Genomic DNA, 25989 nt, shown 5'->3' with positions numbered 1-25989 from the left:
GCCTTCACAGGCCCGCGATCCGGGCCAGGCGCGCGTGGGAGTCCAGCAGCGCCGTGCGGTCGTACGTGGAGGTGGTGACCAGCAGTTCGTCCGCGCCGGTCCGGTCCGCGACCTCCGACAGCTGCGCCGCCACCTGGTCCTCCGTGCCGTGGAGGTGGCCGACGAGGGCGTCCTCGTAGAGCTCGCGTTCCTTCGGGGTCATCTCCAGCGCCTCGATCTCCTGCGCCGGGCGCAGCGGCGGGAAGGCGCCCCGGGTGCGGGAGTGCGCGAGGGCCCAGGCCTCCGGGACCAGGATGCGGCGGGCCGCTTCCTCGGTGCCGGCGACCGCGACCGTGCCCGAGACCACGACGTACGGCCGCGCGCCCGGGGCGGAGGGCCGGAACTCCTCGCGGTACGCCCGGACGATCTCGCTCACCCGGCCGAGGGCCCGCAGGTCGCCCACCACCAGCGGCAGCCCCGCCCGGGCGGCGATCCGGGCCCCCTCCCCGGTGGCCAGGACGTAGGCCGGGATCCGCAGCCCCTCGGCGGGACGGGCGTGCACTTCGGGGTGGGCCCGCTGGGTGCCGTCGAGCCAACCCAGCAGCTCGGTCAGCTGTTCCTCGAAGCGGTCGGCGTCTGCGGTGTCGCGGCCCAGCGCCCGCCGGATGCCGCCCGTGAAGCCGACCGAACGCCCGAGGCCCATGTCGATCCGGCCGGGGAACAGCGACTCCAGGACCCCGAACTGTTCCGCCACCACCATCGGCTGGTGGTTGGGCAGCATGACTCCGCCCGTGCCGACCCGGATCCGGTGCGTCGCTCCGGCGACGGCGGCGGCCAGCACCGTCGGCGCCGAGCCCGCGACGCCCGGAACGCTGTGGTGCTCCGAGACCCAGAAGCGGTGGTAGCCGAGCTCCTCGGCCGCCCGGGCCAACTCCACGGTGTCGCGCAGGGCCTGTGGGGCCGGGTGGCCCTGGCGGGTACGCGAGCGGTCGAGTATCGAGAGTTTTCGGATCACACAGGACTCAACGCCCGGCGGCCGTGAGGATTCCCCGTACGCCTCTCCTACGCTGGCGGGATGAGTGAGCACGCCACCCGGCCGCTGGCCGTCTTCGACATCGACAACACCCTGGCGGACACCGGTCATCGCCAGCACTTCCTGGAGCGCCGCCCCCGGGACTGGACCGGCTTCTTCGCCGCCGCCCCGGCCGATCCGCCGCTCGGGCGCGGGGTCGCGCTGGCCGTGGAGAGCGCGGCCGAATGCGAGGTGGTCTACCTGACCGGGCGCCCCGAGCGATGCCGCGCGGACACGCTCGACTGGCTCGCCCGGCACGGTCTGCCCGAGGGGCGGCTGTTCATGCGCGGCAACCAGGACCGGCGGCCGGCGCGCAAGACGAAGATCGAGGTGCTGCGGCGGGTCTCCCGGGGCCGCGAGGTGCGGATGCTCGTCGACGACGACGAGCTGGTCTGCCAGACTGCCCGCGCCGCCGGTTTCCGGGTGGTCCTGGCCGACTGGGCCGCGGACGCGCCCGAGCTGCAGTCCGCCCAGGAGGTCGACGGACGGACTTGAGGTGACCGGGGGGCTCGGGCATCGGTGCCCCCGGCCCGGGGCTCAGTCCTCGCCCTCGAGGCGGAAGCCGACCTTGAGTCCCACCTGGTAGTGGGCGATCTCCCCGTTCTCGATGTGGCCGCGTACCTGAACCACCTCGAACCAGTCCAGGTTCCGCACGGTCTGGCCCGCCCGGGCGATCCCGTTGCGGATGGCCTGATCGATGCCCTCGTGGGAGGTGCCGACGATCTCGGTCACCCGGTACGTGTGATTGGACATGGAGGTCTCCCGACACTGGGTGGCTTTTGCCTGGTTCTACGGTGCCCCAGTAAGGGCGGGTCCGCGAACTTTGGGCGAACAATCCCGAGCGAAAGACCCTTGACCGGCCTATTGGTCTATGCCAATTTCGAGCCATCTGAGACCGAGCCCAGAAGGTGACCCTCTTGAAGATGCGCTTCTTCGCCGTGTGCACGGCCCTCGCGGCCGCTACCGCCCTCACGGGCTGCAGCCGGTCGGCCGACCCGGCCGGAGGGTCGCAGAAGGTCACGCTCTGGCTGATGAAGGGCAGCGCATCGGACGACTTCATCGGTGAGTTCACCGCGGAGTTCGAGACGGAGCACCCCGGCATCGACCTGGACGTCAAGATCCAGGAGTGGACGGGCATCGGCGACAAGGTCAACGCCGTCCTCAACGGCACGAGCAAGGAGAGGGCCGACGTCATCGAGGTCGGCAACACCCAGGTCGCCACGTACATCGAGACCGGCGGACTCGAAGAGCTCACCCTCGAAGGCCTGCGCGAATGGGGCAGCAAGGACTGGCTCAAGGGCCTCGCCGACCCGGGAACCATCAACGGCGCCCAGTACGGTGTCCCCTGGTACGCCGCCAACCGGGTGGTCATCTACCACAAGGACCTCTTCGCGAGCGCCGGCATCAAGGCCCCGCCCAAGAACCGCCAGGAGTGGATACAAGTCACCCAGAAGCTCGACAAGGGCGACCAGCAGGGCATCTACCTCGCGGGGCAGAACTGGTACGCGCTCGCCGGCTTCATCTGGGACGAGGGCGGCGAACTCGCCGTCGAGACCAACGGCAAGTGGGTCGGCGCGCTCGACGACGACAAGGCCCTGGCCGGCATGGACTTCTACAAGCAGCTCCAGGCCCTCGGCGACGGCCCCAAGGGCGCCGACGAGGAGACGCCCCCGCAGTCGCAGGTCTTCGCCCGTGGCCGTGTCGCCCAGATCATCGCCCCGCCCAGTCAGGCCGCCGAGATCGAGGCGGCCAACCCCGCCCTGAAGGGCAAGCTCGGCTTCTTCCCGATCCCCGGCAAGACCCCCGACAAGGCGGGGGCCGTCTTCACCGGCGGCTCGGACCTGATCATCCCGTCGCGGACCGGGCAGCGGAAGGGCGCAGTGGACGTGATCACGGCCCTCGTCAGCGAGAAGTGGCAGACCGAACTCGCCCGCACGATGAGCTACGTCCCCAACAAGACCACCCTCGCGCGCGTCGTCGAGGGCAACGAGGGTGCGGCCGCCATGGCCCCCGGCGCCGCCCAGGGCCGCGCCACCCCCACCTCCGCCCGCTGGGCCGAAGTCGAGGCGAAGAACCCGATCAAGCCCTTCATGACGGCCGTGCTCACCGGCCGGGACCCCAAGCAGGCCGCCCGGGCCGCCTCCGAGGAGATCGGCAAGGTCCTCAGCTCCGACCGCTGAGCCGGCGCCCGGCCACCGCCGGGAAGGGGCCACCGCCGGGAAGGGGCCACCGCCGGGACGGGGCCACCGCCGGGACGGGGGTACCGCCAGGACGGGGGTACCGCCGAGTTCAGCGTCCGCACATCCAAGGGCCGCAGAGCGGTCATGTCGAATCCAGCCGGTCACGGAAGAAGTAAAGGAGCCAGGCCACGCACCTGCGGGCCCGGCCCTCCGTGCCCGGATCAGGAGCCGCCATGACGATCGCACCCCTGTCCCCGTCCCCCCTCAGCGCGCCGCAGCCGTCCCCCTCGGCGGCACCGGCCACCCGCCCCGCCCCCGCCGGGAACCGGAACCCGACGCCCGGCGCGACGTTCGACGGCCCTCGCTACGCCGTCCGCCTCGCCCGCGACGAGGACGAGGTCCGCGCCGCCCAGCGGCTGCGCCACCAGGTCTTCGTCGGCGAGCTCGGCGCCCGCCTAGACGGGCCCGAGCCCGGCCTCGACGCCGACGCCTTCGACGCCTACTGCGACCACCTCCTCGTCATCGACGAGGAGGCCGAGCAGGTCGTCGGCACCTACCGGCTGCTGCCCCCGGAGCGCGCCGCCGTCGCCGGCCGCCTCTACTCCGAGGGGGAATTCGACCTCTCGGCCCTCGCCCCCATCCGCCCCGACCTCGTCGAAGTCGGCCGCTCCTGCGTCCACCCCGACCACCGCAACGGCGCCGTCATCGCCCTCATCTGGGCCGGCCTCGCCCACTACATGGACCGCACCGGGCACAACTGGCTCGCCGGCTGCTGCTCGATACCGCTCGCCGACGGCGGGGTCCTGGCCGCCGCCACCCGGGAGACCGCCCTGACCCGCAGCCTCGCCCCGGAGGAGTACCGCGTTACCCCCCACCTCCCCTGGAGCCCCGAGGGCATCGCCTTCCCCGACCGCATGGAGCTGCCGCCGTTGCTGCGCGGCTACCTCCGACTCGGCGCCTGGGTGTGCGGCGAGCCCGCCCTCGACGCCGAGTTCGGCTGCGCCGACCTGTACGTCCTGCTGTCCCTGCGCCGGACCAACCCGCGCTACCTCAAGCACTTCCGCTCGCTCGTCCCGGGCGCATGAGCGTCTGGCTGCCCACCTCGCCCTGCACCCCCGAGGCCTGCGCCGGGCACGAGGGGGGCACCGCGAGCGTTCCCCGGGCGGTGGTCCGACTCGCCGCCGCCGTCGCCCTGATCCTGCTGGGGATCCTGGGCGCCCCACCGGTCCGGCTGCTGCCGGCCGGCCCCCGGCACACGGTGGTACGAGCCTGGTCGGCCGCGCTCGTACGGGCCTTCGGCATCCGGATCACCGTGCACGGCAGCCCGGGTCCGGACGGCGGCCGGCTGCTGGTCGCCAACCACATCTCCTGGCTGGACATCCCGCTGGTGGCCGCCGCGCTGCCCTGCCGGATGCTGGCCAAGAGCGACATCCGGGCCTGGCCGGTGCTCGGCCGCCTCGCCGGACGGGCCGGCACCCTGTTCATCGAGCGCGACCGGATCCGCGCCCTGCCCGCCACCGTCGGGACCATCACCGGCGCACTGCTGGCCGGGGACCGGGTCACCGTCTTCCCCGAGGGCTCCACGTGGTGCGGGCGGGCCCAGGGGACGTTCCGCAGGGCCGCCTTCCAGGCGGCCCTCGACGCGCGCGTCCCCGTACAACCGCTGCGGCTCACCTACCTTCGCCGCGACGGGAACCGGGCCGGGGCGCCCGCCTTCGTCGGGGACGACCCGCTGACCGCCTCGCTGTGGCGGATCGCCCGGGCCCGTGGGGTGCGGGCCGAGATCAGGTTGCTGCCGCGGATCCCGCCGGGCCGGTACGCGCACCGGCGGGACCTTGCGGCGGCGGCTCAGCGGGCCGTCGTCGGGACGCGGGCCGCCAACCCCGCCCCGGATCCGCTACCGGGCATACCCGCTCAGCCGGCCACCCCGTCGGCCACCGACAGGGACAGCGCGAACCGGCCCGCCGCGTCCGTCCACCACTGGGTCAGTTCCAGTCCGGCCGCCGCCAGCTCCTTGCGCACGCCCTCCTGACGGAACTTCGCGGAGACCTCCGTCAGGATCTCCTCACCCGCCGCGAACGGCACCACCAGATCCAGCGCCCGGATCTTCACCACCAGTTCCGACCGGGCCCGCAGCCGCATCTCGATCCATTCCTGCTCCTCGTTCCACACCGCCACGTGCGCGAAGTCGGCCGTGTGGAAGTCCGCCCCCAGTTCCCGGTTGATGACGGCCAGCACGTTCTTGTTGAACTCGGCCGTCACCCCCCGCGCGTCGTCGTACGCCGCCACCAGTACGGCCTCGTCCTTCACCAGGTCCGTCCCCATCAGCAGCGCGTCCCCGGGCGACAGCATCGCCCGTACGGACGCCAGGAACACCGCGCGCTCCGGCGGCAGCAGGTTGCCGATCGTGCCGCCCAGGAACACCACCAGCCGGGGCCCGGGCGAGTCGGGCAGTTGCAGCGCGCGCGTGAAGTCGGCCAGCAGGGCGTGCACCCGCAATCCCGGATGCTCCGCCAGCAGCGTCTCGGCCGCCCCCCGCAGCGCGCTCTCGCTCACGTCCACCGGCACGTACGTGTCCAGCGCGGGCATCGCCTCGATGAGGTGCCGGGTCTTCTCCGAGGAGCCGGATCCCAGCTCCACCAGGGTGCGGGCGCCGCTCTCGGTGGCGATCTCCCGCGCCCGCTCCAGCAGGATCTCCCGTTCCGCGCGCGTCGGGTAGTACTCGGACAACCGGGTGATCTCCTCGAAGAGCTCACTGCCCCGCGCGTCGTAGAACCACTTGGGAGGCAGCACCTTCGGCGAGTGCGTCAGTCCGTGCTGCACATCCGCACGCAGTGCCGTCTCCGCGGCGTGCTCGTCGAGCGTCCGGGTCAACTGAAAGTCGTTCACAGGGAGTTCTCCTTGAGCGGGGTCAGTTCGACCCTGGTGCGGGTGGCGGTCAGCAGGGTCCGGTCGGGCACTTCGCGCCACCGGGTGTCGTCGTCGTACGGCTCGGAGGCCACCACGGTGCGCCCTTGCTCCGCGTCGGCCAGGTACCAGAGCGAATCGCCCCAGGCCGTCGCGGCGATCGTGGCGCCGTCCGTGAGCAGCAGGTTCAACCGGGAGCCGGGAGCCGCCGAGGCCAGCTCCCGGACCGGCTCGGCGAGCGCCGTACCCAGGTCGTCCCCGGCCCGCAGCCGGTGCAGGACAAGTGCCCAGACCAGCGCCGAGTCGGTGCGCGCGGCCAAGCGGAGCAGTTCTGCGGGCGGTAGCCCGGCCGCGAGCGGGGCGGCGGACCCGGGCCAGTTCCGCACCGAGCCGTTGTGGCTGAACAGCCACGGCCCGTCCGCGAACGGGGCGGCGGCCGCCTCTCCGTCGGCCCCGGGGTCCGTGGCGTCCCGCACGGCGGCCAGCACCGCCCCGCTGCGGACCACCCGGGCGAGATCGGTGAAGGCCAGGTCGCCCCAGATCGGCCCGGACCGCCGGTAGCGGGCGGGCGCCGGGTCCCCTTCCGCGTACCAGCCGATGCCGAAGCCGTCGGCGTTGACCGTCCCGGAGACTTGGCGGCGGGGCTCCCAGGCCTGGCGCACCAGCGAGTGCTCCGGCTCGACCAGCAGCTCCCCGAGCGCCACGGCCGGCCCCAGATAGGCCAGATGACGGCACATCAGACGTCCCTCGCGGTCCGGAAGCCGGAGAAGATCTGCCGCCGCACCGGAAGGTCCCAATTGCGGAAGGTGCCCCGGCAGGCCACCGGGTCCACGGCGAAGGAGCCGCCGCGCAGCACCTTGTGTTCCGGGCCGAAGAACACCTCCGAGTACTCCCGGTACGGGAAGGCGCGAAAGCCGGGGTACGGCAGGAAGTCGGAGGAGGTCCACTCCCACACGTCGCCGATCAGCTGGCGCACCCCGAGCGGGGAGGCCCCGGCCGGATAGCTGCCCGCGCGCGCCGGGCGCAGGTGGCGCTGCCCGAGGTTGGCGTGTGCGGGGGTCGGGTCGGCGTCGCCCCACGGGTAGCGGGTGGAGCGGCCGGTCGCGGGGTCGTGCCGGGCGGCCTTCTCCCACTCGGTCTCCGTGGGCAGCCGCCGCCCCGCCCAGCGGGCGTAGGCGTCCGCCTCGTACCAGCTGACGTGCAGAACCGGTTCTTCTTCGGGCACCGGCTCGATCACCCCGAAGCGGCGGCGCAGCCACTGGCCGGCCTCCCGGTGCCAGAACAGCGGGGCCTCGATGGAGTGCTCGCGGATCTGTTCCCAGCCCGGCGCCGCCCACCAGCGCGGATCGCGGTAGCCGCCGTCGGCGATGAACGCCAGGTACGCGCCGTTGGTCACGGGAACCGTGTCGATCCAGAAGGGCGCGGTGTCCCGGACGTGTGCCGGGCGCTCGTTGTCCAGCGACCACGGCTCGGCGGAGGTGCCCATCGTGAACGGGCCACCGGGGACGAGGACTTCGGCGGCGAGCGGTGGATCGTAGGGGCCGTCCGGCTCCGGGGCAGCCAGCACGGGTGCGCCCCGGCGGAGTTGATGGGTGATCAGCATGGTCTCGTCGTGCTGCTGCTCGTGCTGGGCGATCATCCCGAAGGCGAATCCGTCGTCGAGGAGCGTGCTGCCCTCCAACGGAGTCTTCTCCAGCAGGTCGAAGACGCGGCCGCGCACGTCGGCCGCGTACCGGCGGGCCTCTGCGGGCCCGAGCAGCGGCAGCTTGGGCCGCTCGGCGCGGGGGTGCTGGAAGGCGTCGTAGAGCGGCTCGATCTCGGGGCGCATCGACTCGCGTCCGGCGACGCGCTGGAGCAGCCAGAGCTCCTCCTGGTTCCCGATGTGCGCCAGGTCCCAGACCAGCGGCGACATGAGCGGGGAGTGCTGGGCGGTGAGGTCCTCGTCGGTCACGGCGTCGGTGAGGCCGGCCGTGCGTATCCGTGCCGCGGTCAGGGCGGCGGCCGCCCGCTCCCGCAGACGGGAGCCGGAATCGGACGGGGAGGGTGATCCGGTGGTCATCGGCGGACCCCTTTTCCGGTGAGCACCTGTGCGGATGCGTCGTCGGCCGGACATCGGCCGCGCAGTACGTAGCGTTCGGTGAAGGCGCCGACCGTGTCCCGGACGTGCGTGCTCGCGCCGAGCCGGGGCAGGGCCTCGACGGCGGCCCGGAAACAGGCCTTCGCGGACGCGCGCAGCTCCGGATCGGCCAGGCCGTGCCGGGCGGCCGACCGCCAGAGCGGATTGAGGGGCGCGGGATGGCCGCCGTAGGAGTCGGCCAGCGCCTTGGCCACCCGGTACGCGGTCTCGGTGGCCTCCGGATCGTCGAACAGCGCGTGCACGACGGCCACCGGCACCAGCCAGCCGTCATCGCCGGACTGGGCGTCGATCATCCGCAGCTCCAGGTGGCCGCGCGGCCTGACCGGCGGGAAGAGCGTGGTCAGGTGGTAGTCGAGGTCCTCGGCGGTGGGCGGCCGCAGCGCGGGGTGTCCGTCCGTGCGCAGCCAGTCGCGGAAGGTCGTGCCGGGCGGGGTCTCCCACGGGCCGTCGTCCTCGGAGGACCGGACGCACATCACCTCGGTGTCCAGGGCCTGTCGGGTCCACGCGGTGCGGGGTTCCGCGTCCAGCGGCGGGGCGAGCGCGCGCCGGGTGTCCAGGTCGCTCCAGATCCCCTGCCGGGCGCAGCGCCAACCGGCGTACGGGCCCTCGTGCGCGGGGGAGTTGGCGAAGGCGGCCACCAGGACCGCACCCAGCAGGTGCGCGAGCCGCCAGCGCCGGCCGTGGCCGAGCACGCCCGGCTCCTCGTACCCGGCGTCGACGCAGACCTGCACGGAGGCGGAGGCGCACATCATGGCGCGCCCGGCCGGGCCGGTGCGGTCGAAGTAGGCCTCCATGGCGTCGTAGCGCGGGTTGCTGAGCAGCCGACGGTACGGGCGGCGGGGGTCGCGGCCGAGTCCGCGCAGGACCAGGCCCTGGGCCAGCAGGGTGGCGCGGACGGCGGTGAGGTCGGTCTGCAGGTCGTCCACACAGCCGCTGAGGGAGGTGGAAGGGGCCGAGCTGAGTTCGAGCTGGCCGCCCGGTTCGACGGTCACCCGCGAGTGCAGGGGCAGGGCGCCGGCCGCGGTGTGGGCGGCCCGTAGCCGCTCGGGGGGCAGGGGCTGCTCCGGGCGCTCGGCGTCCAGGACCAGCCATTCGAGTTCGGCGCCGATGAGGCGCGGCGGCCCGGTCTTGAAACAGATGCCGTGGATCAGGTCCTCGGCCTGCGTCTCGCTGATCGAGGGCACGGGGGTCGGGCCGGGCGAGGGTGGAGGTGGAGGTGGCGGTGGCGGAGCGGATGGGTCCTGGGGCATGACCGGGTCCTCGTCTCCTGTCGTCGGTCGTGACATCACCCGTGCCTACCCCTCCTCGGGGCACAAAACCCTTTGCCGCCGGGAATCGCGGTGCGGAAGATGGCGGCGTGAGCAGCAGATTGCGCGAGATCGCGCGGGAGAACGCGGAGATCCTGGCGGCCGGCGAGTACCGGACGCGGTCGGGACGGCAGGTTCCGCTGGCCGCCGCCCTGGCGGAAGCCAAGGCCGGAACCAGGATATATGGACCAAACCGGGTCATTCCAGATGGGGAGATCGCTTCCGGCGGCCGCGCGACCGCCATCGAGGTCACTGGTGAGAGCAGCACCGTTGCCGCCCGCAGGCTCGCGACCGCCATCCCGACCCACCCGGACCCCTCTCCCGTTGCGGTCCTGAACTTCGCCTCGGCCCGTAATCCCGGGGGTGGTTACGTCCGCGGGGCCAAGGCTCAGGAAGAGGCGCTGTGCCGCGCCTCGGCCCTGTACGAGACCCTGCTCGAAGCCCCGGAGTACTACGAGGTGCACCGCGCGGAGCGGAGCACCTTCTACACCGACCGGGTGATTCACTCGCCCGGGGTCCCGGTGTTCCGGGACGACCGGGGCGATCTGCTGGAGAACCCGTTCCGGGTCGGCTTCCTCACCTCGCCCGCGCCCAACGCCGGCACCATCCGGCGGCAGGAGCCCGAGCGCACCGCCGAGATCCCGGCGGCGCTGGCGCGGCGCGCGGAGCTCGTCATGGAGGTGGCGACGCTGCACGGGTACCGGCGGCTGGTGCTGGGCGCCTGGGGCTGCGGAGTGTTCCAGAACGACCCGGCCCAGGTGGCCGAGGCCTTCCGGGGACTGCTCGCGGACCGGTTCGCAGGGGTTTTCGAGCTGGTCGTGTTCGGCATCCTCGACCGCGACCCCACCACCCGCGAGGCCTTCGAGCGGGCCTTCCCGGCCTGAGGGGCGGGTCGGCCCGGTCTGGGCGCTCGGAGCGGCTGCGCTCGGAGCGGCTGCGCTCGGAGCGGCTGCGCTCGGAGCGGCTGCGCTCAGAACGCGTGTGCTCAGAACGCGTGTGCTCAGAACGGCTGCGCCGCTCCCAGCAGGCTCTCCGGCAGGTAGGGCGAGTGGACGCGGATGCGCCAGCCCCGGCGGCGCGCGTGGCAGGCCAGGGCCAGGATGTCGAAGTCCACCGCGGCGTCGGCCCCGGCGCCGTAGAGCCGGTCGCCCACCGAGTAGTAGTCCCGGTGGGCCTCCAGGGCATCGGCCAGGGCCAGGTTGAAGCTCTCCTCGTCGCCCTCCACCAGCTGGGAGAAGAGCACGGCCGGAGCCGGCAGGAAGCCCCAATCCCTGGCCCGCTCGACGTCGGCGACGGCCCGGTCCGTGGCGGGCTCCGGGTCTTCCCCCCGCAGGTAGTCGTGCAGGGCCTGCCGGTACGAGGCGTACGCGGAACGGTCTTCTTCCAGGGCGGTGGGACCGCTGAGGACGAGCGGGGCGAGCTCCGCGCGGCTTCCGGTGATCAGGGCGTGCTCCACGGCCTCGTACCAGTTTCCGGGGCCGAGCGGGCGGTCCGTGCGGGCGGAGGCCTCGGACGCGCCCCCCGTACGGACGGCCTCGTGCAGCGCGCGCACCACACGGTCGGCGTGCCCCGCAGCATCCGGCATCTCAGGACGCTCGACGACCAGCGGGCCCTTGGCCAGCGCCGCTACGGCGTCCGCACGCCGCTCGCGCCCGTACGGTCCCACGCGCGGCGGCGGGGTCTCGAAACCGGTGACCAGCGCCCGGGGGAGGTACCCCGACTCGACCGGCGGCCGCCAGCCCTCGCGGCGGTAGCCGAGCGCGGCCAGCGCCAGCGGCAGCAGGGGCAGCAGGGTGCGCGGTTCGGCCCGGGGGTCGTCCAAGTGGGAGTACGGGAGCAGCAGTGCGGCCAGCTCGACGCCGAAGGCCTCCCGGTCCCGGGCGGCCAGCGCGCGCAGGGCGCGCAGCGCACCGGTGGCGGGGTCGGCCGCACCTATCCCGGTCCTGTCGGCTCCGGCCCCGGCTCGGGCATGCCGGTCGGCGATCCGGGCGAGCGCGGCATCGAGAGCGGCGAGCTTCTCCTGCGGGGAGGGCGGGACCTTCTGGTACTCGACCCCGATGTCCCCGCTGACGTAGGCGAGCAGGCCGTTGATCAGCTCCACCGGCGGGAGCCCGGGCCCGCCGGCCCGCTGCGGCGCCAGGCGGGCGAAGTGGAAGGCCTCGCCGTGCCGTTCGGTCTTGTCGGCGAGGACCGCGACGCAGAACGCGTCGATCCAGCGGATGGCAGTGATCGGCTGCGGAGTGCCCTCGGGGTCGGCTTCGTAGTCGAGTCCGAGGTTGACGTAGTTGAGGAAGACGTGGAAGAACGCCTTCGGGTAGTAGGCGGCGAACGACACGGTGCCGGCGGCCGCTTCGGCCGCGTCCGCCAAGATCGCCTTCGCCTCCGGGGTGTCGAGCTCCGGGGTCACCGCCGAGATCGCGCCGAGGCCGTCGAGGAACCGCAGCGTGATGTCCCACCAGTCGTACGCGTCGATCCGACCGGCCCGGGACCGGGAGTACACGTCCGAGATCATCTTGTTCGCGAAGTCCTCGCGCACCGCCGCCAGGGCCGCCTCGCTCACCCTGTGTCGTTCTATTCGCATGTCCGCTACTCCCTGTGTCCGCCTACGGGGCTCACCTTAGGAGATCATCAGGATGCTCAGGGCCAGGGACACGGGAGGCCGGGACCGGTCCCGGGCGGTGGCCCCGGGCCCCGCCGCGACCACCGCCGGGCCCGCGGGTCACCGCCAGCCGTAGCGTTCGCGCAGCCGGTCCACGACCAGGTCGAAGCGGCCGCGGTCGAGCGCGCAGGCCTCGCGGCGCATCCCCGCCTCGTGCACCCGCAGCACCCGGTCCACGTCCACCCAGGATTCGCGGCCGGCGCTGTCCCAGGGGCCGGTGCCGATCGGCACCCACTCCCGGTCGTGGTCGTGCCGCTTGCTCGACAGCTGTACGGCGAGCAGGGTCCGGCCGCCCGCCTCCCGGGCCACGACCAGCACGGGACGGTCCTTGCCCCGCCCGTCGTTCTCCTCGAAGGGGACCCAGGTCCACACGATCTCGCCGGGGTCGGGATCGCCGTCGGGGTCCGGGGCGTACTCGGTCCGCACGGGGCCGATCGCGCGCGGATCGGCCTTTGTGGTCGCGGTGTCGCCGCCCTGCCCGGGCTGCTCGGTGTGGCCGTTGCGGTGGTGGGAAAGTGCCGTCATCCGGGTGAGGCTACTGGTTGCCGGGGGCCTGGTGGAGGAGGCGGGCGCGCGCGCCCGCGCCACGGTTCAGTCGGTGACCAGGGCCAGGACGAGCCCGTCGTAGCCCTTGCTGCCGACGGTCTGCAGGGCGGTGGCGGTCAACTGAGGGTGTTCGGAGATGAGTTCGGTGAACCGGCGCACGCCCTGGACACGGGGGTCGGGGCTGTCCGGGTCGATGACGGCGCCGTCGCGGACGACGTTGTCGCCGATGATGACGCTGCCCGGTCGGGTGAGCTTCAGGGCCCACTCCAGGTACTCGGGGTTGGACGGCTTGTCGGCGTCGATGAAGACCAGGTCGAACGGGGCTTCGCCGGTGAGTCCGGGCAGCAGGTCGACGGCGCGGCCGCGCCGGATCTCGACGACGTGCTCCAGCCCGGCCCGGGCGATGTTGGCGGCCGCGACGTCGGCGCACCGCTCGTCGACCTCCAGCGTGACCAGCCGCCCGTCGGCCGGGAGCGCGCGGGCCAGCCAGATGGTGCTGTAGCCGCCCAGGGTGCCGATCTCCAGGATCCGGCGGGCGCCCCGGACGCGGGCGAGGAGGTTCAGCAGCTTGCCCTGGTTGGGGGCCACTTGGTGGGCGGGGAGGTCCGCGGCCTCGGCGTCGGCGGTCGCGGCGACCAGGGCCTCGTCCTCCTCGACCAGGAGTCCGTCGAAGTAGTTGTCAACGGCCGTCCACGTCTGCTGAACCATGGGTCGCGTCGCCCTTTCCGGTGATGTGGCGCTTGATAGTTCCTCATGGGAACTTACACGAGCGGGGGGATCACCGGGAGGAGACCGCCGCCTTCTGGCCCGGCCGCACCGCCGCCCAGTCCTCCGCCGCTTCCAGCTGCGCGGCCAGCCCCAGCAGCAGCGGCTCCGAGTCGGCCGGGCCCAGTAGTTGGGCTCCCATCGGCAGTCCGTCGGTCGTGAGGCCCGCCGGGACGTTCACCCCCGGCCAGCCCAGCACGTTCCACGTCCAGGCGTACGGGCAGGCCGCTATCATCGCCCGGTCCGTGGCCATGGCCCCCAACCCGGCCAGGGCGCCGATCCGCAGGGGCGGGGTGGCCGTCGTCGGGGTCAGCACCACGTCGAAGCGGTCGAAGACCTCACCGACCCGACGCCGCAGGACCGTCTCCGCCCGGCGGGAGGCCCGCAGGGCGAGCCCGCCCAGGGCGCGGCCCGTCCGCACGGCCTCGTGCGTGCGCGGGTCCAGCAGCGCGGGATCGGGCACCCGCGCCGCCCAGTCCCGTACGCCACTGGTCGCGCGGGGTACGAAGGTCAGGCCGATCGGGCCGTAACGAGGGTCCTCCGGGATCACCTCGTGGCCCAGCGACTCCAACCGCGCGGCCAGTCGCTCCACGGCGGAACGGACCTCCGGATCAAGGGACTTGGGCGTCGCCGTGAAGGCCATCGCGAAGGAGAGGGCGATCCGCAGCCGCCGGGGCGGGCGGCGGGTCGCCGCTACGGCGGAGATCCGTGCCGGGCGGTGCAGGTCCCCGGGGTGCGGGCCGCTCGCGGCGTCCAGCAGGAGCGCCGCGTCGGCGACCGTGCGCGCCAGGACGCCGTTGACCGTGAGCCCGTGGAAGGACTCCGGCTCCGGCCAGGTGGAGATGCGCCCGCGCTGGGGTTTCACGCCCACCAGATGGGTCCAGGCCGCCGGGATCCGGACCGAGCCGGCCCCGTCCGAGCCCAGGGCGGCCGGGACCAGTCCCGCCGCCACGGCGGCGGCCGAGCCCCCCGAGGAGCCGCCGGGCGTGTAGGCCGTGTTCCACGGGTTGCGGGTCTCGCCGAAGGCCCCGCCCTCGGTGAAGGGCCACTGCCCCAACTCCGGCGTCTGGGTCTTGCCGACGATCACGGCGCCGGCCGCCCGCAGCCTTCGTACCGCCTCGCTGTCGGCGGTTTTCGGGGGGAAGGCTCCCGCGCAGCCGAAGGCGGTCGGCTCACCGGTCACGTCCATGTCGTCCTTGACCGCAAGCGGTACGCCCAGCAGCGGCAGCCGCTCGCCCGCGGCCAGCCGCTGGTCCGCCGCGTCCGCCTCCGCGAGCGCGGCCTCGGCGCGTACCGTCCGGAAGGCGTTGAGCTCCGGCTGGGCCGCGGCGATCCGGCGCAGCGCCTCCTCGGTCAACCGCCTCGCCGACACGCTCCCTTCGGCGAGTGCGCCGACCATGTCGACCAGGCTGCAGGCCGTCGGAACAGCTGTATCGGACATCGCGTACCACTCCCCATTACCGGTCGGTAGGGAGACCGTAACGGGGAGTGGTCGGGTAGTTCCAGAGCCAGGGGCGCCCTCGCCCCGGGTTCGGGTGTGCAGGTGCCCGGTGTGCTCTTCTCGGCGGTGGATTTCGGTCGGGTGGGCGAGCGTGGTGGCGCGGAGGGTGTGGAAGGTGCGGGCCGCCGGTGCGGAGTGCCGGCCGGGGCGTCACGGCGTCGGCGCACGCGGTGGATCGGCTGCACGGAAAGGGCCCCCGCCGCGGGCCGGCACGGCCGCGACGACGAACGGCGCGGTGCACCCACCGCTGAACGAGGTGATCACCGAGGCGGCGAACGGCGCGGCGATCTGCGGGCCGAAGAAGGATGTGCCACGGCGGTTGTACGTGTCAATGACTCGTGTAATCACTGTGCGGCATCCATTTCCGGCCATCCGTCAGCCCTCGGGCGTGATCGGTCTGGAAAGATTCGACGGCAATGTCCCAGTCATCGAAATCGCCGAAGCACCCGCCGCCCCCCGTTCCGACGAGCGCCGACGTGGCCCGCCTCGCCGGCGTCTCGCGCGCGACGGTCTCGTACGTGCTGAACAACGCGGAAGCCGTACGCATCAGCGAGCCGACCCGCCGCAAGGTCCGTGAGGCCGCCGAAGAGCTCGGGTACGTCCCGCACGCCGCCGCCCGCAGCCTGCGCGCCGGGCACACCAGGATCGTGCTGCTGCCCACCTCCCACGTGCCGGTCGGGCCGCTCTACAGCACCTTCCTCAACGAACTCCAGTGGGCGCTGCGCCGCCTCGACTACACGGTGGTGCAGTACGGGAGCCTCGGGCTCACCGGTGACGAGGCCGTGCGGGCCTGGGCGGAACTGCGTCCGGTGGCCGTGATCTCCCTCGGCGAGATCGCCCTCTCCGCGCGGAACGTCGCCACCCTCAAGCGGGCCGGGGCCCGCGCGGTGATCACGTTGGGGCCCGCCGCAGTGCCCGGGGCGCACGCGCTCGTCATGGACCAGCAGGAGGTCGGCGTCCGGGCCGCCGCCCACCTCGTGGAGCGCGGACGCGGGCGGATCGGCGTGGTCGTCCCGGAGGAGGAGGGCCTCGAGCTGTTCTCCGTGCCCCGGCTCGTGGGCGCCCGGTCGGTGACGGGCGCCGAGGTCACGGCCCTGCCGATGGCCTACTCCGAGGAATCGGCCGCGGCCCTCGCAGCCCGCTGGCACGGGCTCGGGCTGGACGCGGCGTTCGCGTACAACGACGAGTACGCGATGCTGTTGATGCGGGCCCTCCAGGACGAGGGGCTCCGCGTCCCCGAGGACGTCGCCGTCATCGGCGCCGACGACCTGCTGATCGGGCGACTGCTGCGGCCCCGCCTGAGCACCGTACGACTGGAGATGCCGACCGGCGCCCATCTGGCCTCGCTGGTGGACCACGCGGTGCGCGAGCCGTCGGAGGTCACGGAGCGGTACGACCTGATGGCGGCGGCCGCCGTCCAGCGGGAGTCGACCTGACGGCGCCCGGGCCCGGGGTGCGCGGGGGACAGGACCGGACGGCCGCCGGCCCCGGTCCGGGGAGCCGTTGACAGGCGGTGACGTGCGGACGGAGACTGCGGGCGCGCCCCACCGGGCGTGCCCGGCGGCGTGCCCCGGTGTCCACACCGGCACCGACGCGCCACCGCCCGTACGGATCCGCCCAGGAGAGCCCCCATGAGCATCCGCACCGTCCGCGACGTCTACGTCGTCGACGCCGTCCGAACCCCGATCGGCAAGTTCGGCGGCGCCCTCGCCGGGGTCCGGCCTGACGACCTGGCCGCGCACGTCGTGCGCGCGCTGGTGGAGCGCACGCCGGACCTCGATCCGGCCCGCATCGACGACGTCGTGTTCGGCGACGCCAACGGCGCGGGCGAGGACAACCGCGACGTGGCCCGCATGGCGGTGCTGCTGGCCGGGCTGCCGGTGAGCGTCCCCGGGGTCACCGTCAACCGGCTCTGCGGGTCCGGCCTCGAAGCCGTGGTCCAGGCCGCCCGCGCCATCGCGCTCGGCGACGCCTCCGTGGCCATCGCGGGCGGGGTCGAGTCGATGAGCCGCGCCCCCTGGGTCGTACAGAAGCCCGAGCGCGCCTTCCCGGCCGGCCACCAGCAGATGTGGTCCACCACCCTGGGCTGGCGCATGACCAACCCGCGCATGCCCGAGGAGTGGACCGGCTCGCTCGGCGAGGGAGCCGAACTCGTCGCGGACAAGCACGGCATCACCCGCGACGCACAGGACGCCTTCGCCCTGGAGAGTCACCGCAAGGCGGCGGCCGCCTGGTCCGCCGGGCTGTACGACGGTGAGGTCGTTCCGTACGCCGGCGTGGACCTGGTGCGTGACGAGTGCATCCGGGAGGGTTCCACGCCCGAGGCGCTGGCCCGACTGAAGCCGGCCTTCCGGACGGACGGCACGGGTACGGTCACGGCGGGCAACGCCTCCCCGCTCAACGACGGCGCCGCCGCACTGCTGTTGACCGACGAAGAGGGTCTGGCGGCCACCGGCCGGGAGCCGCTCGCCCGGATCAGCGCGTCCGCCGTCACCGGCATCGAGCCCCAGCTCTTCGGCCTGGGTCCGGTGGACGCCGTCCAGCGGGCGCTCGCCAAGTCCGGCCGCGGGTTCGCCGATCTGACCGCCTTCGAGCTGAACGAGGCCTTCGCCGCACAGGCGTTGGGCTGTCTCGCGGCCTGGCCGGAGCTCGACCCGGCCGTGGTCAACCCGCGGGGCGGCGCCATCGCGATCGGCCATCCGCTCGGCGCCTCGGGTGCCCGGCTGGCGGGTTCGGTCGCGCACCAGCTGGCGGCGGCGGGCTCCGGCACCGGCATGGCGGCCCTGTGCATCGGGGTCGGGCAGGGCATCGCCCTCGTCCTGGAGCGCTGACCCGGGCCGGTGCGGCGCGCGGGCGTCGATCGTTTCCGGTCACCGCTCGCCGTCAACTGCCCAATAACTGAACAGATGTGGAGCCTCCGGTCTGGCACGATGGCGCGTGCTGCCGCCCCCCGCCCCGCCCATCCCCACCGGAGGCCCCGCGCCATGCCGCTCCTCGATCCGACGCTCTGGCAGGACGGACCCACCCTCACCGGCGGCTCCGCCCCGGTCGTCGAACCCGCCACCGGCCGCACCCTCGCCACCATCGAGCTCGCCGTACCCGCCGACGTGGCGCAGGCCGCCGTACGGGCCCTCGCGGCCCAGCGGGACTGGGCGCGCGCCACGCACCCGGAGCGGGCGGCCGTGCTGCGCCGCGCCGGGGACCTGTTCACCGCACACGCCGACGAGCTGCGGGAATGGCTGGTCCGCGAGTCCGGCTCGATACCCGGCAAGGCCGACTTCGAGCTGCACGTCGCGGCCCAGGAGTGCTACGAGGCCGCGGCGCTGGCCTCGCGCCCCACGGGGCAGGTGCTGCCGAGCGAGGCCCCCCGGCTGTCCTTCACCCGCCGGGTGCCGGCCGGGGTGGTCGGGGTCGTGGCCCCCTTCAACGCCCCGCTGATCCTGGCGATCCGCTCGGTCGCGCCGGCGCTGGCACTCGGCAACGCGGTCCTGCTCAAGCCGGACCCGCGCACCGCCGTCTGCGGCGGCCTCGCCCTCGCCGCGGTCTTCGCCGCCGCCGGGCTCCCGGGCGGGCTGCTGCAGGTCCTGCCCGGCGGTGCCGGGACGGGCGCCGCGGTGGTCGCGGACCGGCGCGTGCGGGTGGTGTCCTTCACCGGATCCACCGCCGCGGGCCGATCCGTCGGTGAGTTGGCAGGCCGTCACCTCAAGCGCGTGCACCTGGAACTCGGCGGGAACTCCGCCCTCGTCGTGCTCCGCGACGCCGACGTCGAGGCCGCCGTGGCCCAGGCCTCCTGGGGTTCCTTCTTCCACCAGGGCCAGATCTGCATGACCGCCGGGCGGCACCTCGTACACACCTCGCTCTACGACGAGTACGTCGAGCGGCTCGCCGCGCGCGCCGAGGAACTGGCCGTGGGCGACCCGTACCGCGAGCGGGTCCACCTGGGCCCGCTGATCGACCGCGCCCAGCTGGACCGCGTCCACGCCCTGGTGGAGGCCAGCACCGGGCAGGGGGCCAAGCTCGTGGCCGGCGGCACGCACCGGGACCTCTTCTACCGGCCGACCGTCCTGGCCGGCGTCGCCGACGACACCCCCGCCTACGCCGAGGAGGTCTTCGGCCCGGTGGCGCCCGTACGGTCCTTCGCGACGGAGGAGGAGGCGGTGGCGCTGGCTTCGGCGGGCCCCTACGGCCTCTCCCTCGGGATCGTGACCCGGGACGCGGCGCGCGGGCTCGATCTGGCCGACCGCATCCCGACCGGGATCGCCCATGTCAACGACCAGACGGTCAACGACGAGGCAGTCGCCCCCTTCGGCGGAGTCGGCGCCTCCGGGACCGGCGCCCGCTTCGGCGGTGAGGCGAACCTGGACGCCTTCACGGAACTGCGCTGGACCACGGCCCGCAGCACCCCCGCCGGTCACCCGTTCTAGGGAGGGTCCTGCAGAAGCGGAATGCGGAGGGCGGGACGTTCGTTCAAGGGAGCAGACGGCTCAATCAGGAGGTCTGGACACCGTGGCTACAGTCGAGCTCACCAAGGAAAACTTCGACCAGACGGTCAGCGAGAACCCGTTCGTGCTGATCGACTTCTGGGCGGGCTGGTGCCGGCCGTGCCTGCAGTTCGCCCCCGTCTACGAGCGGGCCTCCGAGGCCCATCCGGACCTCGTGTTCGCCAAGGTGGACACCGAGGCGCAGCAGGAGCTGGCCGGGGCCTTCCAGATCACCTCGATCCCGACGCTGATGATCGTCCGGGACCAGGTGGCCATCTTCGCGCAGCCCGGCGCCCTGCCGGAGGCGACCCTGACCGACCTGATCCGGCAGGCCCGGGAGCTCGACATGGACGAGGTCCGCGCGAAGATCGCCGCGGAGCAGCAGGACTCCCAGGGCGCGGGCAGCGGGGAGCCGGGCACTGCGCAGGCCTGAGGCCCGCGGTGTGAGGCCCGGGGATCCGCCGGGCCCGCGAGCCGGGCGGATCGGCGTCGGTCCCGGGGCGTTCAGTCCGGTGCGCACACCGGCTGCGCCGGGACGCGGACCGGGAGGCTCCTGCGCTCCTCGGCGGTGAACGTCCGGTTGCCGATGGCCTTGCACAGGTCGCGCTGCCACGCCCGGGGGTCGAGCGGCAGCACACCGCCGGGTCCTGCGGGGTCGGCGTAGATTACCGCCCTGGCGTCCTTGGACATGTCCATGAAGGCGTACGGACGGGGCGGGAAGAGGGAGCTGGAGCTGGAGGTCTCGCTCGGCGGCAGACCGAATTCGTACGATTCCAGGACGGCGCGTTCCTCGATGCCGTAGGTCCGCACGGCGTTGTTGGCGGCGATCAGGAAGTGGCCGTCGCCGTCGAGGAACTGGGTGACGGTCGGGGTGGCGGAGTCCTCGGCGGTGCTGCGCAGGGGACCGATCTGTTTGCGCAGGGGGTGGCGCCGCCACAACTCGACGATCGAGCCCCGGCGCATCAGCCCGAAGTAGCGGCCGCTGGGGTCGAACTGCACGGCGAGGACGTCCTCGGTGGTGCGGACGGTCTCCGTGACGGTGCCCGTGGTGATGTCGACGATGCGGACCGACGGGTCGCCCCAGACGGTGACGGCCACCTTGTTCGGGGCCGGGTAGGGGCCGATGCTGGTGTGCGGCACGGATCCCGTGGTGGGCAGCAGGGCCTTCGCGTCGTAGTGGGCGAGTTCCCGTCCCGTACGCGCGTCCCACTGCTGGACCAGGGTCCCGGAGATGGTCAGGACGTTGCCGGCAACGTCGAAGAAGTGCTGGAAGTCCGGCTCCTCGCCGCCTCCCAGGATCGCTGGCGTGGTGGTGGCCGGGGCCGGCGGCTCGGCCGCGGTGATGGTGGCCAGCCGGCGCAGGGTGGAGGCGTCGAGCACGGCCACCACGTTGGTTCCCTCCAGGTCCGCGAGCAGGCGGCCGTCCTTGCTCAGCCTCACGAGGTCGGTGCTCCGGGGTTTCCGGTACGGCGTCGCGCGCGGGGCCTCGGCGATGATCTGGTCGTTGGTGCCCGGCGCCGTGGGCCGGACCTGGAGCGCGGATCCGTCGGCGAGGACGCTGATCGTCCTGCCGCCGTCGTGGGTGATGATCTGCTGGCCCACCTGGAGCACGGATTCTCCGGTGGGGAGTTCGGTGTAGGTGATCAGGGAGTCCTTGTACCCGACGTAGTAGAGCTTGCCGTCGGCCGATGCCAGTCGGTTCGACCGGCTGGTGTAGGTCGAAGGGACGGTGGAGAGCACCTTGTGCTGCAGCAGGTCGACCAGCCGCAGCGAGTTGTTGGAGTACAGCGCCACCTGGGTGCCGTCCGTGTTGACCGCATGCGAAAGACAGATTCCCGATCTATGCCTCTTGTCCTGCTCGACATAGGGTTTCCCCTGTGGGGCGCCGTCGGAGATCCGCAGCAGGCTCACGGCCGCGCCGTCGTCGTGCTCGCTGCACGCCACGGCTGCCGTCCGGTCTCCGGAGAGCTCGATGACGTCCACCCCGTCGGCGACGACGCGGGACGCGTCGGTCGCCGGGTCGTAGACGAGCAGGCCCGTGTTGTTGGTCCCCGATCTGTGCCGCCGCAGCAGCAGGGTCCGGTTGTCCGCGCCGATCCACAGGTCGTCCATGCTGCCGCCGGGCTGGTCCTCGGGCGCACGCGTGGAGCGGGCGATGGCGCCGCTGTCCAGGTCCCACCAGACCAGGTGGTCCAGCACCCGGTGGACGATCAGCGTTCCGTCCGCCGACATGGAGGGGGCCAGTCCGTCCTCCGTGCCGATGGCCGCTCCCGGAGCGGGGGCGAGCTTGTGCAGCTCGCCCATCGGCTCCTCCTTCGGCAGCAGCTCGGAGGTGCGTTCGGCCCGTTCCCAGCGGTCCATGTCGTGGCGCAGGGACTCCCGCCACACGAGGAAGGACCGGTCCTCCTCCACCCACCGCGCCAGTTTCTCCCAGCCGCTGATCAGGGCTTCGTGCGTGAGCTCGACGCTCTCGCCGCCCTCGGCGCTGCGGCCGGTCACCAGGAGCCGGGTGGCGGCGAGCCGCTGGGCGACGCGCCACTGCTCCTCGTCCAGGTCGGCGCGCAGCGCGATGCGGCGCGTCGCGGCCGGTGATCCCATGGGGACCCGGATGAGCTGGGTGAACAGCCGCCTGGCCGCCGGCTCGTCCCCTTCGGGGACGTACTCGGCCCACACCTGATCGGCGTGCAGGCTCAGCGCCCCGGTGACACCGCCGAGCTCCTGGTAGGCCTGGTAGGTGAGCAGCCCTCCGCGCTGTTTCTGCCACAGCAGGTCGAGGGTGAATCCCAGCAGCGGCAGTGCGCCCGGCTCGGAGCCGGTGTCCTGCAGGATGTAGGCCCCGAGCCCGGGGCTCTGAGCTGGGCTTTCGGCCCATGGTATGGCGCTGACCTGCGGTGTTGCTGCTTTGGAGGTCTTTCACGGGCTTTCTGGCTTACGCGGCTAGAACTCCCCAGAGACTCCCCGTACGGCCCCGGAACTCCCCAGGCACTCCCCAGCGGGGCGGTCTGGGGAGTTCCGGTTTGGTCTCTGCCGCATGAGTGTGGAGCAGCCTCCGACGGCCCCTGCCGCACCGCTCCCGGCACGTGGTGGCCCACGCGTTGTCTGGCGGGGCGAAGTCTCGACGTCAGGGGCTCCTCGGCCGGCCCGTTGCGGAGGGTGGCGATGCCTGTCGGGAATGCAGGTGGGTCATGCCGCTCACGTACCGGGAATTCGGTGCGATCGCGGTGAAGTCGCGCCGCAGCAGGTCCGGCACCGGCGTCGCCGTCGGCTCGGGGATGGTGGTGCGGACCTTCTTGCGTAGGTGCAGCCCGACAACGGGAACTTTTGTCCTTCGGATCCTCGCGATCCAATGATCAGGTGGTCCACGATCAAGGGGTATCGCCCCGTCCGGCCGCGCGAACAGGTCGCGATCGCGCGGGGGTGCACGGGTGCCGATGAAGGGCGGGGTCGCCCCTGTCCAGTAGGCGTTCTTTGTGTACGGATCCTTGACCCCTGCTCGGCCCTCCATGATGCTATGTTGCGGCACATGAGATGCGTGCCGTATTAAGCAACACCCGAATCAGGTCTCGTACCAGCTGAGGAGTGGCCATGACTCACCAGGTCCGTGCTGTCGTCGCGCGGGGGAAGAGCGCCCCCGTCAGCCTGGAAACGATCATCGTGCCCGACCCCGGCCCGGGCGAGGCGCTGGTGAAGATCGAGGCCTGCGGGGTCTGCCACACCGATCTGCACTATCGCGAGGGTGGCATCAACGACGACTTCCCGTTCCTGCTGGGCCATGAGGCCGCGGGTGTTGTGGAGTCGGTGGGGGAGGGCGTCACCGATGTCGTTCCGGGTGACTTCGTCATTCTCAACTGGCGTGCCGTGTGCGGGCAGTGCCGGGCCTGTCTGCGTGGACGGCCGCAGTACTGCTTCAACACCCACAACGCGAAGCAGAAGATGACCTTGACCGACGGCACCGAGCTGTCCCCGGCCCTGGGTATCGGCGCGTTCGCGGAGAAGACGCTCGTGGCGGCGGGACAGTGCACCAAGGTCGACCGGGCAGCATCGGCGGCCGCCGCCGGACTGCTGGGTTGCGGAGTGATGGCGGGCATCGGCGCGGCCATCAACACCGGCAACGTCGGACGCGGTGACAGCGTGGCGGTCATCGGCTGCGGTGGCGTGGGCGACGCGGCGATCGCCGGCGCCCGGCTCGCCGGGGCAGCCACCATCATCGCGGTCGATCTCGACGACCGGAAACTCGAGACCGCGAAGAAGATCGGCGCGACCCACACCGTCAACTCCAAGCGGGGTGATCCGGTGGAGGCCATCCGCGAGCTGACCGGCGGCTTCGGTGCGGACGTCGTCATCGAGGCGGTCGGCCGCCCGGAGACGTACAAGCAGGCCTTCTACGCCCGCGATCTGGCCGGCACGGTCGTCCTCGTCGGTGTGCCGACCCCGGAGATGAAGCTGGAGCTGCCGCTGCTGGACGTGTTCGGCCGGGGCGGTGCACTGAAGTCCTCCTGGTACGGCGACTGCCTGCCCTCGCGTGACTTCCCGATGCTCATCGACCTCTATCTGCAGGGGCGACTTGACCTGGACGCCTTCGTCACGGAGACCATCGCACTGGACGAGGTCGAGAAGGCCTTCGAGCGGATGCACGGCGGCGACGTACTGCGCTCGGTGGTGGTCTTCTGATGGCCGGCAAGAAGGGTGCCCGCATCGAACACCTCGTCACCTCGGGGACGTTCTCCCTGGACGGTGACACCTGGGACGTCGACAACAATGTCTGGATCATCGGCGACGATACCGAGGCCGTCGTCATCGACGCCGCGCACGACGCCGAGGCGATCGCCGAAGCCCTCGGCGGACGCACGCTGCGGGCCATCGTGTGCACCCACGCCCATAACGACCACATCGACGCAGCCCCTGAACTCGCCGACCGTACCGGTGCTCCGACCCTGCTCCACGGCGACGACCTGCCGCTGTGGAAGCAGACCCACCCGGAGCGGTCACCCGACGGTGACTTGGCGGACGGGCAGGTCGTCACCGTGGCGGGTGTCGAGCTGACCGTCCTGCACACCCCCGGTCACGCCCCCGGTGCGGTCTGCCTGTACGCGCCGGACCTGCGGGCACTGTTCAGCGGTGACACGCTCTTCGCGGGCGGGCCGGGGGCGACGGGCAGGTCACACAGCCACTTCGGCACCATCGTCGACTCGATCCGGGACCGGCTGCTGACACTGCCGGGCGACACGGTGGTACACACCGGCCATGGTGAGACGACCACCATCGCCGCCGAGGCACCGCACCTTCAGGAGTGGATCGACCGCGGATTCTGACCACCGGCGGCGGCTTCGCCAGAACCCTCGGAACGTCTCGGCACTCGATGACGTCGACCGCGAGGCCGTCGCGCGAGGTCTCCTTGTATTTCACTTTCATGTCGGCACCGGTCTCGCGCATCGTTTTGATGACCTTGTCGAGCGAGACCACGTGAGTGTCGTCGCCACGCAGCGCCATCCGTGCCGCATTGATCGCCTTGACCGAGGCGAGGGCGTTCCCGCGTTGACGGCCAGCGCGAAGAGATCGACCCAGTCCATGATGTGCAGCGGATCCACATCCGGGGAATCCTCGGCGAGGCTGCGCAGTAGCTGCGGGGCGCGGCGTGGCACCCTAAGCCGCCCGGGCAGGGTGGTCTCGGTCCGTGAACAGCCGCGCTCCACGCACTCCTGCATCACCGCCCACATCCGCAGCAGGCCGACGCGCACCTCGCTTTCGCTCCGCCGGGCCAGCTCCTTGGTGAGCATCACTCCACTGATCGGCAGGCCGGTCTCGTTGGCGCGGAACAGCAGTTCGGGTGCCGAGCCGAAGGGGAGCGGTACAGGTGTGTCGTCGGGCTTGATGTGGTCGGCGCCCGGGGGGCTCTCGTCGACGACGAAGCCCCCGCCCACCGAGTAGTACGTGCGCGCCCTCAACGTGCCGCCTTCGCGGTCTCTGGCGGGGAACTGCACGCCGTTGGGGTGGAACGGCAACGTGCGGCGACGGTGCAGCACCAGGTCCTCGCGCTAGCGGAACTCCACTTTCCGGCGGCGCAGCAGCCGCGATCGGCCGGCCTCGTGGATCCGGCGCACACGGTCGTCCCTGGTGCCGGTGTCGACGGTTTCCGGACCGTCCCTTCGAGGCCGAGGAGTACCGCCTTGCCGCTGCCGCTGCCGCTGCCGCTTGCTGTGGCCCGGGGCGCCGAGCGATCCGAAGGGTTCTGCCCGGACAGAGGCGGCACCGGGGAGCAGACCGTCTTGGTGCACCCCGGTGACGAGGAGGCGGGCGGCCTTCATGGCCCGACGGTGTGGGAGCTCGACGGCCCGGTGCCCGCCTTGAACAGGTCGAAGACGCTGATCGCCGCGACGGGATCCTCCAGGCGAGCGTTGTCTATGGTGCAAAGGGTTGCGTAAAGAACAACGCCGAACCAGGGGGCTGCCCGTCCC

General features: G+C 72.6%; 22 protein-coding genes and 2 pseudogenes. 11 read left to right on the top strand and 13 right to left on the bottom strand.

The features are described 5' to 3' along the window. Positions 1 to 4: 4 nt before the first annotated feature. Positions 5 to 994, bottom strand: a complete 990-nt coding sequence (locus ACIQK6_RS07690; RefSeq protein ID WP_402694477.1) for an LLM class flavin-dependent oxidoreductase — start codon at positions 992 to 994, stop codon at positions 5 to 7. 60 nt (positions 995 to 1054) lie between these two features. On the opposite strand from ACIQK6_RS07690, the gene ACIQK6_RS07685 reads away from it, so the two are divergent. Continuing rightward, positions 1055 to 1546, top strand: coding sequence for a hypothetical protein (locus ACIQK6_RS07685; RefSeq protein WP_329096621.1), 492 nt, complete (start codon positions 1055 to 1057; stop codon positions 1544 to 1546). A gap of 42 nt (positions 1547 to 1588) precedes the next feature. Here the strand turns inward: ACIQK6_RS07685 and ACIQK6_RS07680 are convergent, their stop codons facing one another. Beyond that, on the bottom strand, positions 1589 to 1804 hold the full coding sequence (locus tag ACIQK6_RS07680; protein WP_030663252.1) for a dodecin: 216 nt from the start codon (positions 1802 to 1804) through the stop codon (positions 1589 to 1591). A gap of 164 nt (positions 1805 to 1968) precedes the next feature. On the opposite strand from ACIQK6_RS07680, the gene ACIQK6_RS07675 reads away from it, so the two are divergent. From ACIQK6_RS07675 to ACIQK6_RS07665, 3 genes are all read left to right on the top strand, one after another. Beyond that, complete coding sequence (locus ACIQK6_RS07675) at positions 1969 to 3231, top strand: extracellular solute-binding protein (protein ID WP_402694476.1); 1263 nt, start codon at positions 1969 to 1971, stop codon at positions 3229 to 3231. 233 nt (positions 3232 to 3464) lie between these two features. Further along, positions 3465 to 4316, top strand: coding sequence for a GNAT family N-acyltransferase (locus ACIQK6_RS07670; RefSeq protein ID WP_329096619.1), 852 nt, complete (start codon positions 3465 to 3467; stop codon positions 4314 to 4316). Further along, a complete protein-coding gene (locus tag ACIQK6_RS07665; protein WP_329096618.1) occupies positions 4313 to 5263 on the top strand; it encodes a lysophospholipid acyltransferase family protein in 951 nt (316 codons plus the stop codon). The genes ACIQK6_RS07670 and ACIQK6_RS07665 overlap by 4 nt, the downstream gene beginning before the upstream one ends. On the opposite strand, the gene egtD is transcribed toward ACIQK6_RS07665, so the two are convergent. From egtD to egtA, 4 genes are read right to left on the bottom strand one after another with little or no spacing between them, the layout of a single operon-like run. Further along, positions 5146 to 6120: an L-histidine N(alpha)-methyltransferase gene (egtD, locus tag ACIQK6_RS07660; RefSeq protein ID WP_329096617.1), complete on the bottom strand. Its 975-nt coding sequence runs from the start codon at positions 6118 to 6120 to the stop codon at positions 5146 to 5148. The two genes, ACIQK6_RS07665 and egtD, sit on opposite strands and share 118 nt — an antisense overlap. After that, positions 6117 to 6875: an ergothioneine biosynthesis protein EgtC gene (gene egtC, locus ACIQK6_RS07655; RefSeq protein WP_329096616.1), complete on the bottom strand. Its 759-nt coding sequence runs from the start codon at positions 6873 to 6875 to the stop codon at positions 6117 to 6119. The genes egtD and egtC overlap by 4 nt, the downstream gene beginning before the upstream one ends. After that, the gene (gene egtB / locus ACIQK6_RS07650) at positions 6875 to 8197 is read right to left on the bottom strand and encodes an ergothioneine biosynthesis protein EgtB (RefSeq protein ID WP_402694475.1); all 1323 of its coding nucleotides are present in this window, start codon (positions 8195 to 8197) and stop codon (positions 6875 to 6877) included. The genes egtC and egtB overlap by 1 nt, the downstream gene beginning before the upstream one ends. After that, positions 8194 to 9525, bottom strand: coding sequence for an ergothioneine biosynthesis glutamate--cysteine ligase EgtA (gene egtA / locus ACIQK6_RS07645; protein WP_402694474.1), 1332 nt, complete (start codon positions 9523 to 9525; stop codon positions 8194 to 8196). The genes egtB and egtA overlap by 4 nt, the downstream gene beginning before the upstream one ends. Before the next feature lie 107 nt (positions 9526 to 9632). Between egtA and ACIQK6_RS07640 the strand changes: the two genes are divergently transcribed. Then, entirely contained in the window at positions 9633 to 10466 is an 834-nt protein-coding gene (locus ACIQK6_RS07640; protein WP_329096609.1) for a TIGR02452 family protein, read from the top strand. A gap of 116 nt (positions 10467 to 10582) precedes the next feature. Here ACIQK6_RS07640 and ACIQK6_RS07635 read toward each other — a convergent pair whose 3' ends face one another. The 4 genes from ACIQK6_RS07635 to ACIQK6_RS07620 form a co-directional block, all read right to left on the bottom strand. Beyond that, a complete protein-coding gene (locus ACIQK6_RS07635; protein WP_402694473.1) occupies positions 10583 to 12163 on the bottom strand; it encodes an immunity 49 family protein in 1581 nt (526 codons plus the stop codon). A gap of 138 nt (positions 12164 to 12301) precedes the next feature. Next, complete coding sequence (locus ACIQK6_RS07630) at positions 12302 to 12766, bottom strand: type II toxin-antitoxin system PemK/MazF family toxin (protein WP_329096604.1); 465 nt, start codon at positions 12764 to 12766, stop codon at positions 12302 to 12304. Positions 12767 to 12832: 66 nt separating this feature from the next. Then, a complete protein-coding gene (locus ACIQK6_RS07625; protein ID WP_329096602.1) occupies positions 12833 to 13495 on the bottom strand; it encodes an O-methyltransferase in 663 nt (220 codons plus the stop codon). 70 nt (positions 13496 to 13565) lie between these two features. Then, complete coding sequence (locus tag ACIQK6_RS07620) at positions 13566 to 14993, bottom strand: amidase (RefSeq protein ID WP_402694472.1); 1428 nt, start codon at positions 14991 to 14993, stop codon at positions 13566 to 13568. 476 nt (positions 14994 to 15469) lie between these two features. Between ACIQK6_RS07620 and ACIQK6_RS07615 the strand changes: the two genes are divergently transcribed. From ACIQK6_RS07615 to ACIQK6_RS07600, 4 genes are all read left to right on the top strand, one after another. After that, on the top strand, positions 15470 to 16489 hold the full coding sequence (locus tag ACIQK6_RS07615) for a LacI family DNA-binding transcriptional regulator (RefSeq protein ID WP_402694471.1): 1020 nt from the start codon (positions 15470 to 15472) through the stop codon (positions 16487 to 16489). 195 nt (positions 16490 to 16684) lie between these two features. Further along, positions 16685 to 17884, top strand: a complete 1200-nt coding sequence (locus ACIQK6_RS07610) for a thiolase family protein (protein ID WP_329096597.1) — start codon at positions 16685 to 16687, stop codon at positions 17882 to 17884. A gap of 153 nt (positions 17885 to 18037) precedes the next feature. After that, positions 18038 to 19477, top strand: a complete 1440-nt coding sequence (locus tag ACIQK6_RS07605) for an aldehyde dehydrogenase family protein (protein WP_329096595.1) — start codon at positions 18038 to 18040, stop codon at positions 19475 to 19477. An 82-nt stretch (positions 19478 to 19559) separates the two neighbouring features. Next, positions 19560 to 19967 (top strand): thioredoxin family protein, encoded by a 408-nt coding sequence (locus ACIQK6_RS07600; protein WP_329096593.1) that lies wholly within the window; start codon positions 19560 to 19562, stop codon positions 19965 to 19967. A gap of 71 nt (positions 19968 to 20038) precedes the next feature. Here ACIQK6_RS07600 and ACIQK6_RS07595 read toward each other — a convergent pair whose 3' ends face one another. Next, on the bottom strand, positions 20039 to 22411 hold the full coding sequence (locus tag ACIQK6_RS07595; protein ID WP_402694528.1) for a hypothetical protein: 2373 nt from the start codon (positions 22409 to 22411) through the stop codon (positions 20039 to 20041). A gap of 298 nt (positions 22412 to 22709) precedes the next feature. Next, positions 22710 to 22847: pseudogene (locus ACIQK6_RS07590) on the bottom strand (IS3 family transposase); the annotation flags it as partial. A 272-nt stretch (positions 22848 to 23119) separates the two neighbouring features. Between ACIQK6_RS07590 and ACIQK6_RS07585 the strand changes: the two are divergent. Both ACIQK6_RS07585 and ACIQK6_RS07580 read left to right on the top strand, forming a co-directional pair. Beyond that, the gene (locus ACIQK6_RS07585) at positions 23120 to 24205 is read left to right on the top strand and encodes an S-(hydroxymethyl)mycothiol dehydrogenase (protein ID WP_329096588.1); all 1086 of its coding nucleotides are present in this window, start codon (positions 23120 to 23122) and stop codon (positions 24203 to 24205) included. After that, the gene (locus tag ACIQK6_RS07580; RefSeq protein ID WP_329096586.1) at positions 24205 to 24846 is read left to right on the top strand and encodes an MBL fold metallo-hydrolase; all 642 of its coding nucleotides are present in this window, start codon (positions 24205 to 24207) and stop codon (positions 24844 to 24846) included. The genes ACIQK6_RS07585 and ACIQK6_RS07580 overlap by 1 nt, the downstream gene beginning before the upstream one ends. A 40-nt stretch (positions 24847 to 24886) precedes the next feature. Here the strand turns inward: ACIQK6_RS07580 and ACIQK6_RS07575 are convergent. Further along, positions 24887 to 25922 (bottom strand): annotated as a pseudogene (locus ACIQK6_RS07575) (serine dehydratase beta chain); the annotation flags it as partial. Positions 25923 to 25989: the final 67 nt, after the last annotated feature.

The sequence above is a fragment of the Streptomyces sp. NPDC091682 genome (assembly GCF_044756625.1).
GTDB lineage: Bacteria > Actinomycetota > Actinomycetes > Streptomycetales > Streptomycetaceae > Streptomyces.
The sequence above is the reverse complement of the archived record's forward strand: the minus strand, read 5'-3'. Positions and strand labels throughout refer to the sequence as shown.

Excerpts from the sequence above, each read along its gene's own strand:
- ACIQK6_RS07610 (WP_329096597.1), top strand. The coding sequence starts at position 16,685 with ATGAGCATCCGCACCGTCCGCGACGTCTACGTCGTCGACGCCGTCCGA.
- ACIQK6_RS07615 (WP_402694471.1), top strand. The coding sequence starts at position 15,470 with ATGTCCCAGTCATCGAAATCGCCGAAGCACCCGCCGCCCCCCGTTCCG.
- ACIQK6_RS07625 (WP_329096602.1), bottom strand. The coding sequence starts at position 13,495 with ATGGTTCAGCAGACGTGGACGGCCGTTGACAACTACTTCGACGGACTC.
- ACIQK6_RS07605 (WP_329096595.1), top strand. The coding sequence starts at position 18,038 with ATGCCGCTCCTCGATCCGACGCTCTGGCAGGACGGACCCACCCTCACC.
- ACIQK6_RS07635 (WP_402694473.1), bottom strand. The coding sequence starts at position 12,163 with ATGCGAATAGAACGACACAGGGTGAGCGAGGCGGCCCTGGCGGCGGTG.
- ACIQK6_RS07680 (WP_030663252.1), bottom strand. The coding sequence starts at position 1,804 with ATGTCCAATCACACGTACCGGGTGACCGAGATCGTCGGCACCTCCCAC.
- ACIQK6_RS07670 (WP_329096619.1), top strand. The coding sequence starts at position 3,465 with ATGACGATCGCACCCCTGTCCCCGTCCCCCCTCAGCGCGCCGCAGCCG.
- ACIQK6_RS07580 (WP_329096586.1), top strand. The coding sequence starts at position 24,205 with ATGGCCGGCAAGAAGGGTGCCCGCATCGAACACCTCGTCACCTCGGGG.
- ACIQK6_RS07685 (WP_329096621.1), top strand. The coding sequence starts at position 1,055 with ATGAGTGAGCACGCCACCCGGCCGCTGGCCGTCTTCGACATCGACAAC.
- ACIQK6_RS07585 (WP_329096588.1), top strand. The coding sequence starts at position 23,120 with ATGACTCACCAGGTCCGTGCTGTCGTCGCGCGGGGGAAGAGCGCCCCC.
- ACIQK6_RS07630 (WP_329096604.1), bottom strand. The coding sequence starts at position 12,766 with ATGACGGCACTTTCCCACCACCGCAACGGCCACACCGAGCAGCCCGGG.
- ACIQK6_RS07665 (WP_329096618.1), top strand. The coding sequence starts at position 4,313 with ATGAGCGTCTGGCTGCCCACCTCGCCCTGCACCCCCGAGGCCTGCGCC.
- egtA (WP_402694474.1), bottom strand. The coding sequence starts at position 9,525 with ATGCCCCAGGACCCATCCGCTCCGCCACCGCCACCTCCACCTCCACCC.
- egtB (WP_402694475.1), bottom strand. The coding sequence starts at position 8,197 with ATGACCACCGGATCACCCTCCCCGTCCGATTCCGGCTCCCGTCTGCGG.
- egtC (WP_329096616.1), bottom strand. The coding sequence starts at position 6,875 with ATGTGCCGTCATCTGGCCTATCTGGGGCCGGCCGTGGCGCTCGGGGAG.
- ACIQK6_RS07620 (WP_402694472.1), bottom strand. The coding sequence starts at position 14,993 with ATGTCCGATACAGCTGTTCCGACGGCCTGCAGCCTGGTCGACATGGTC.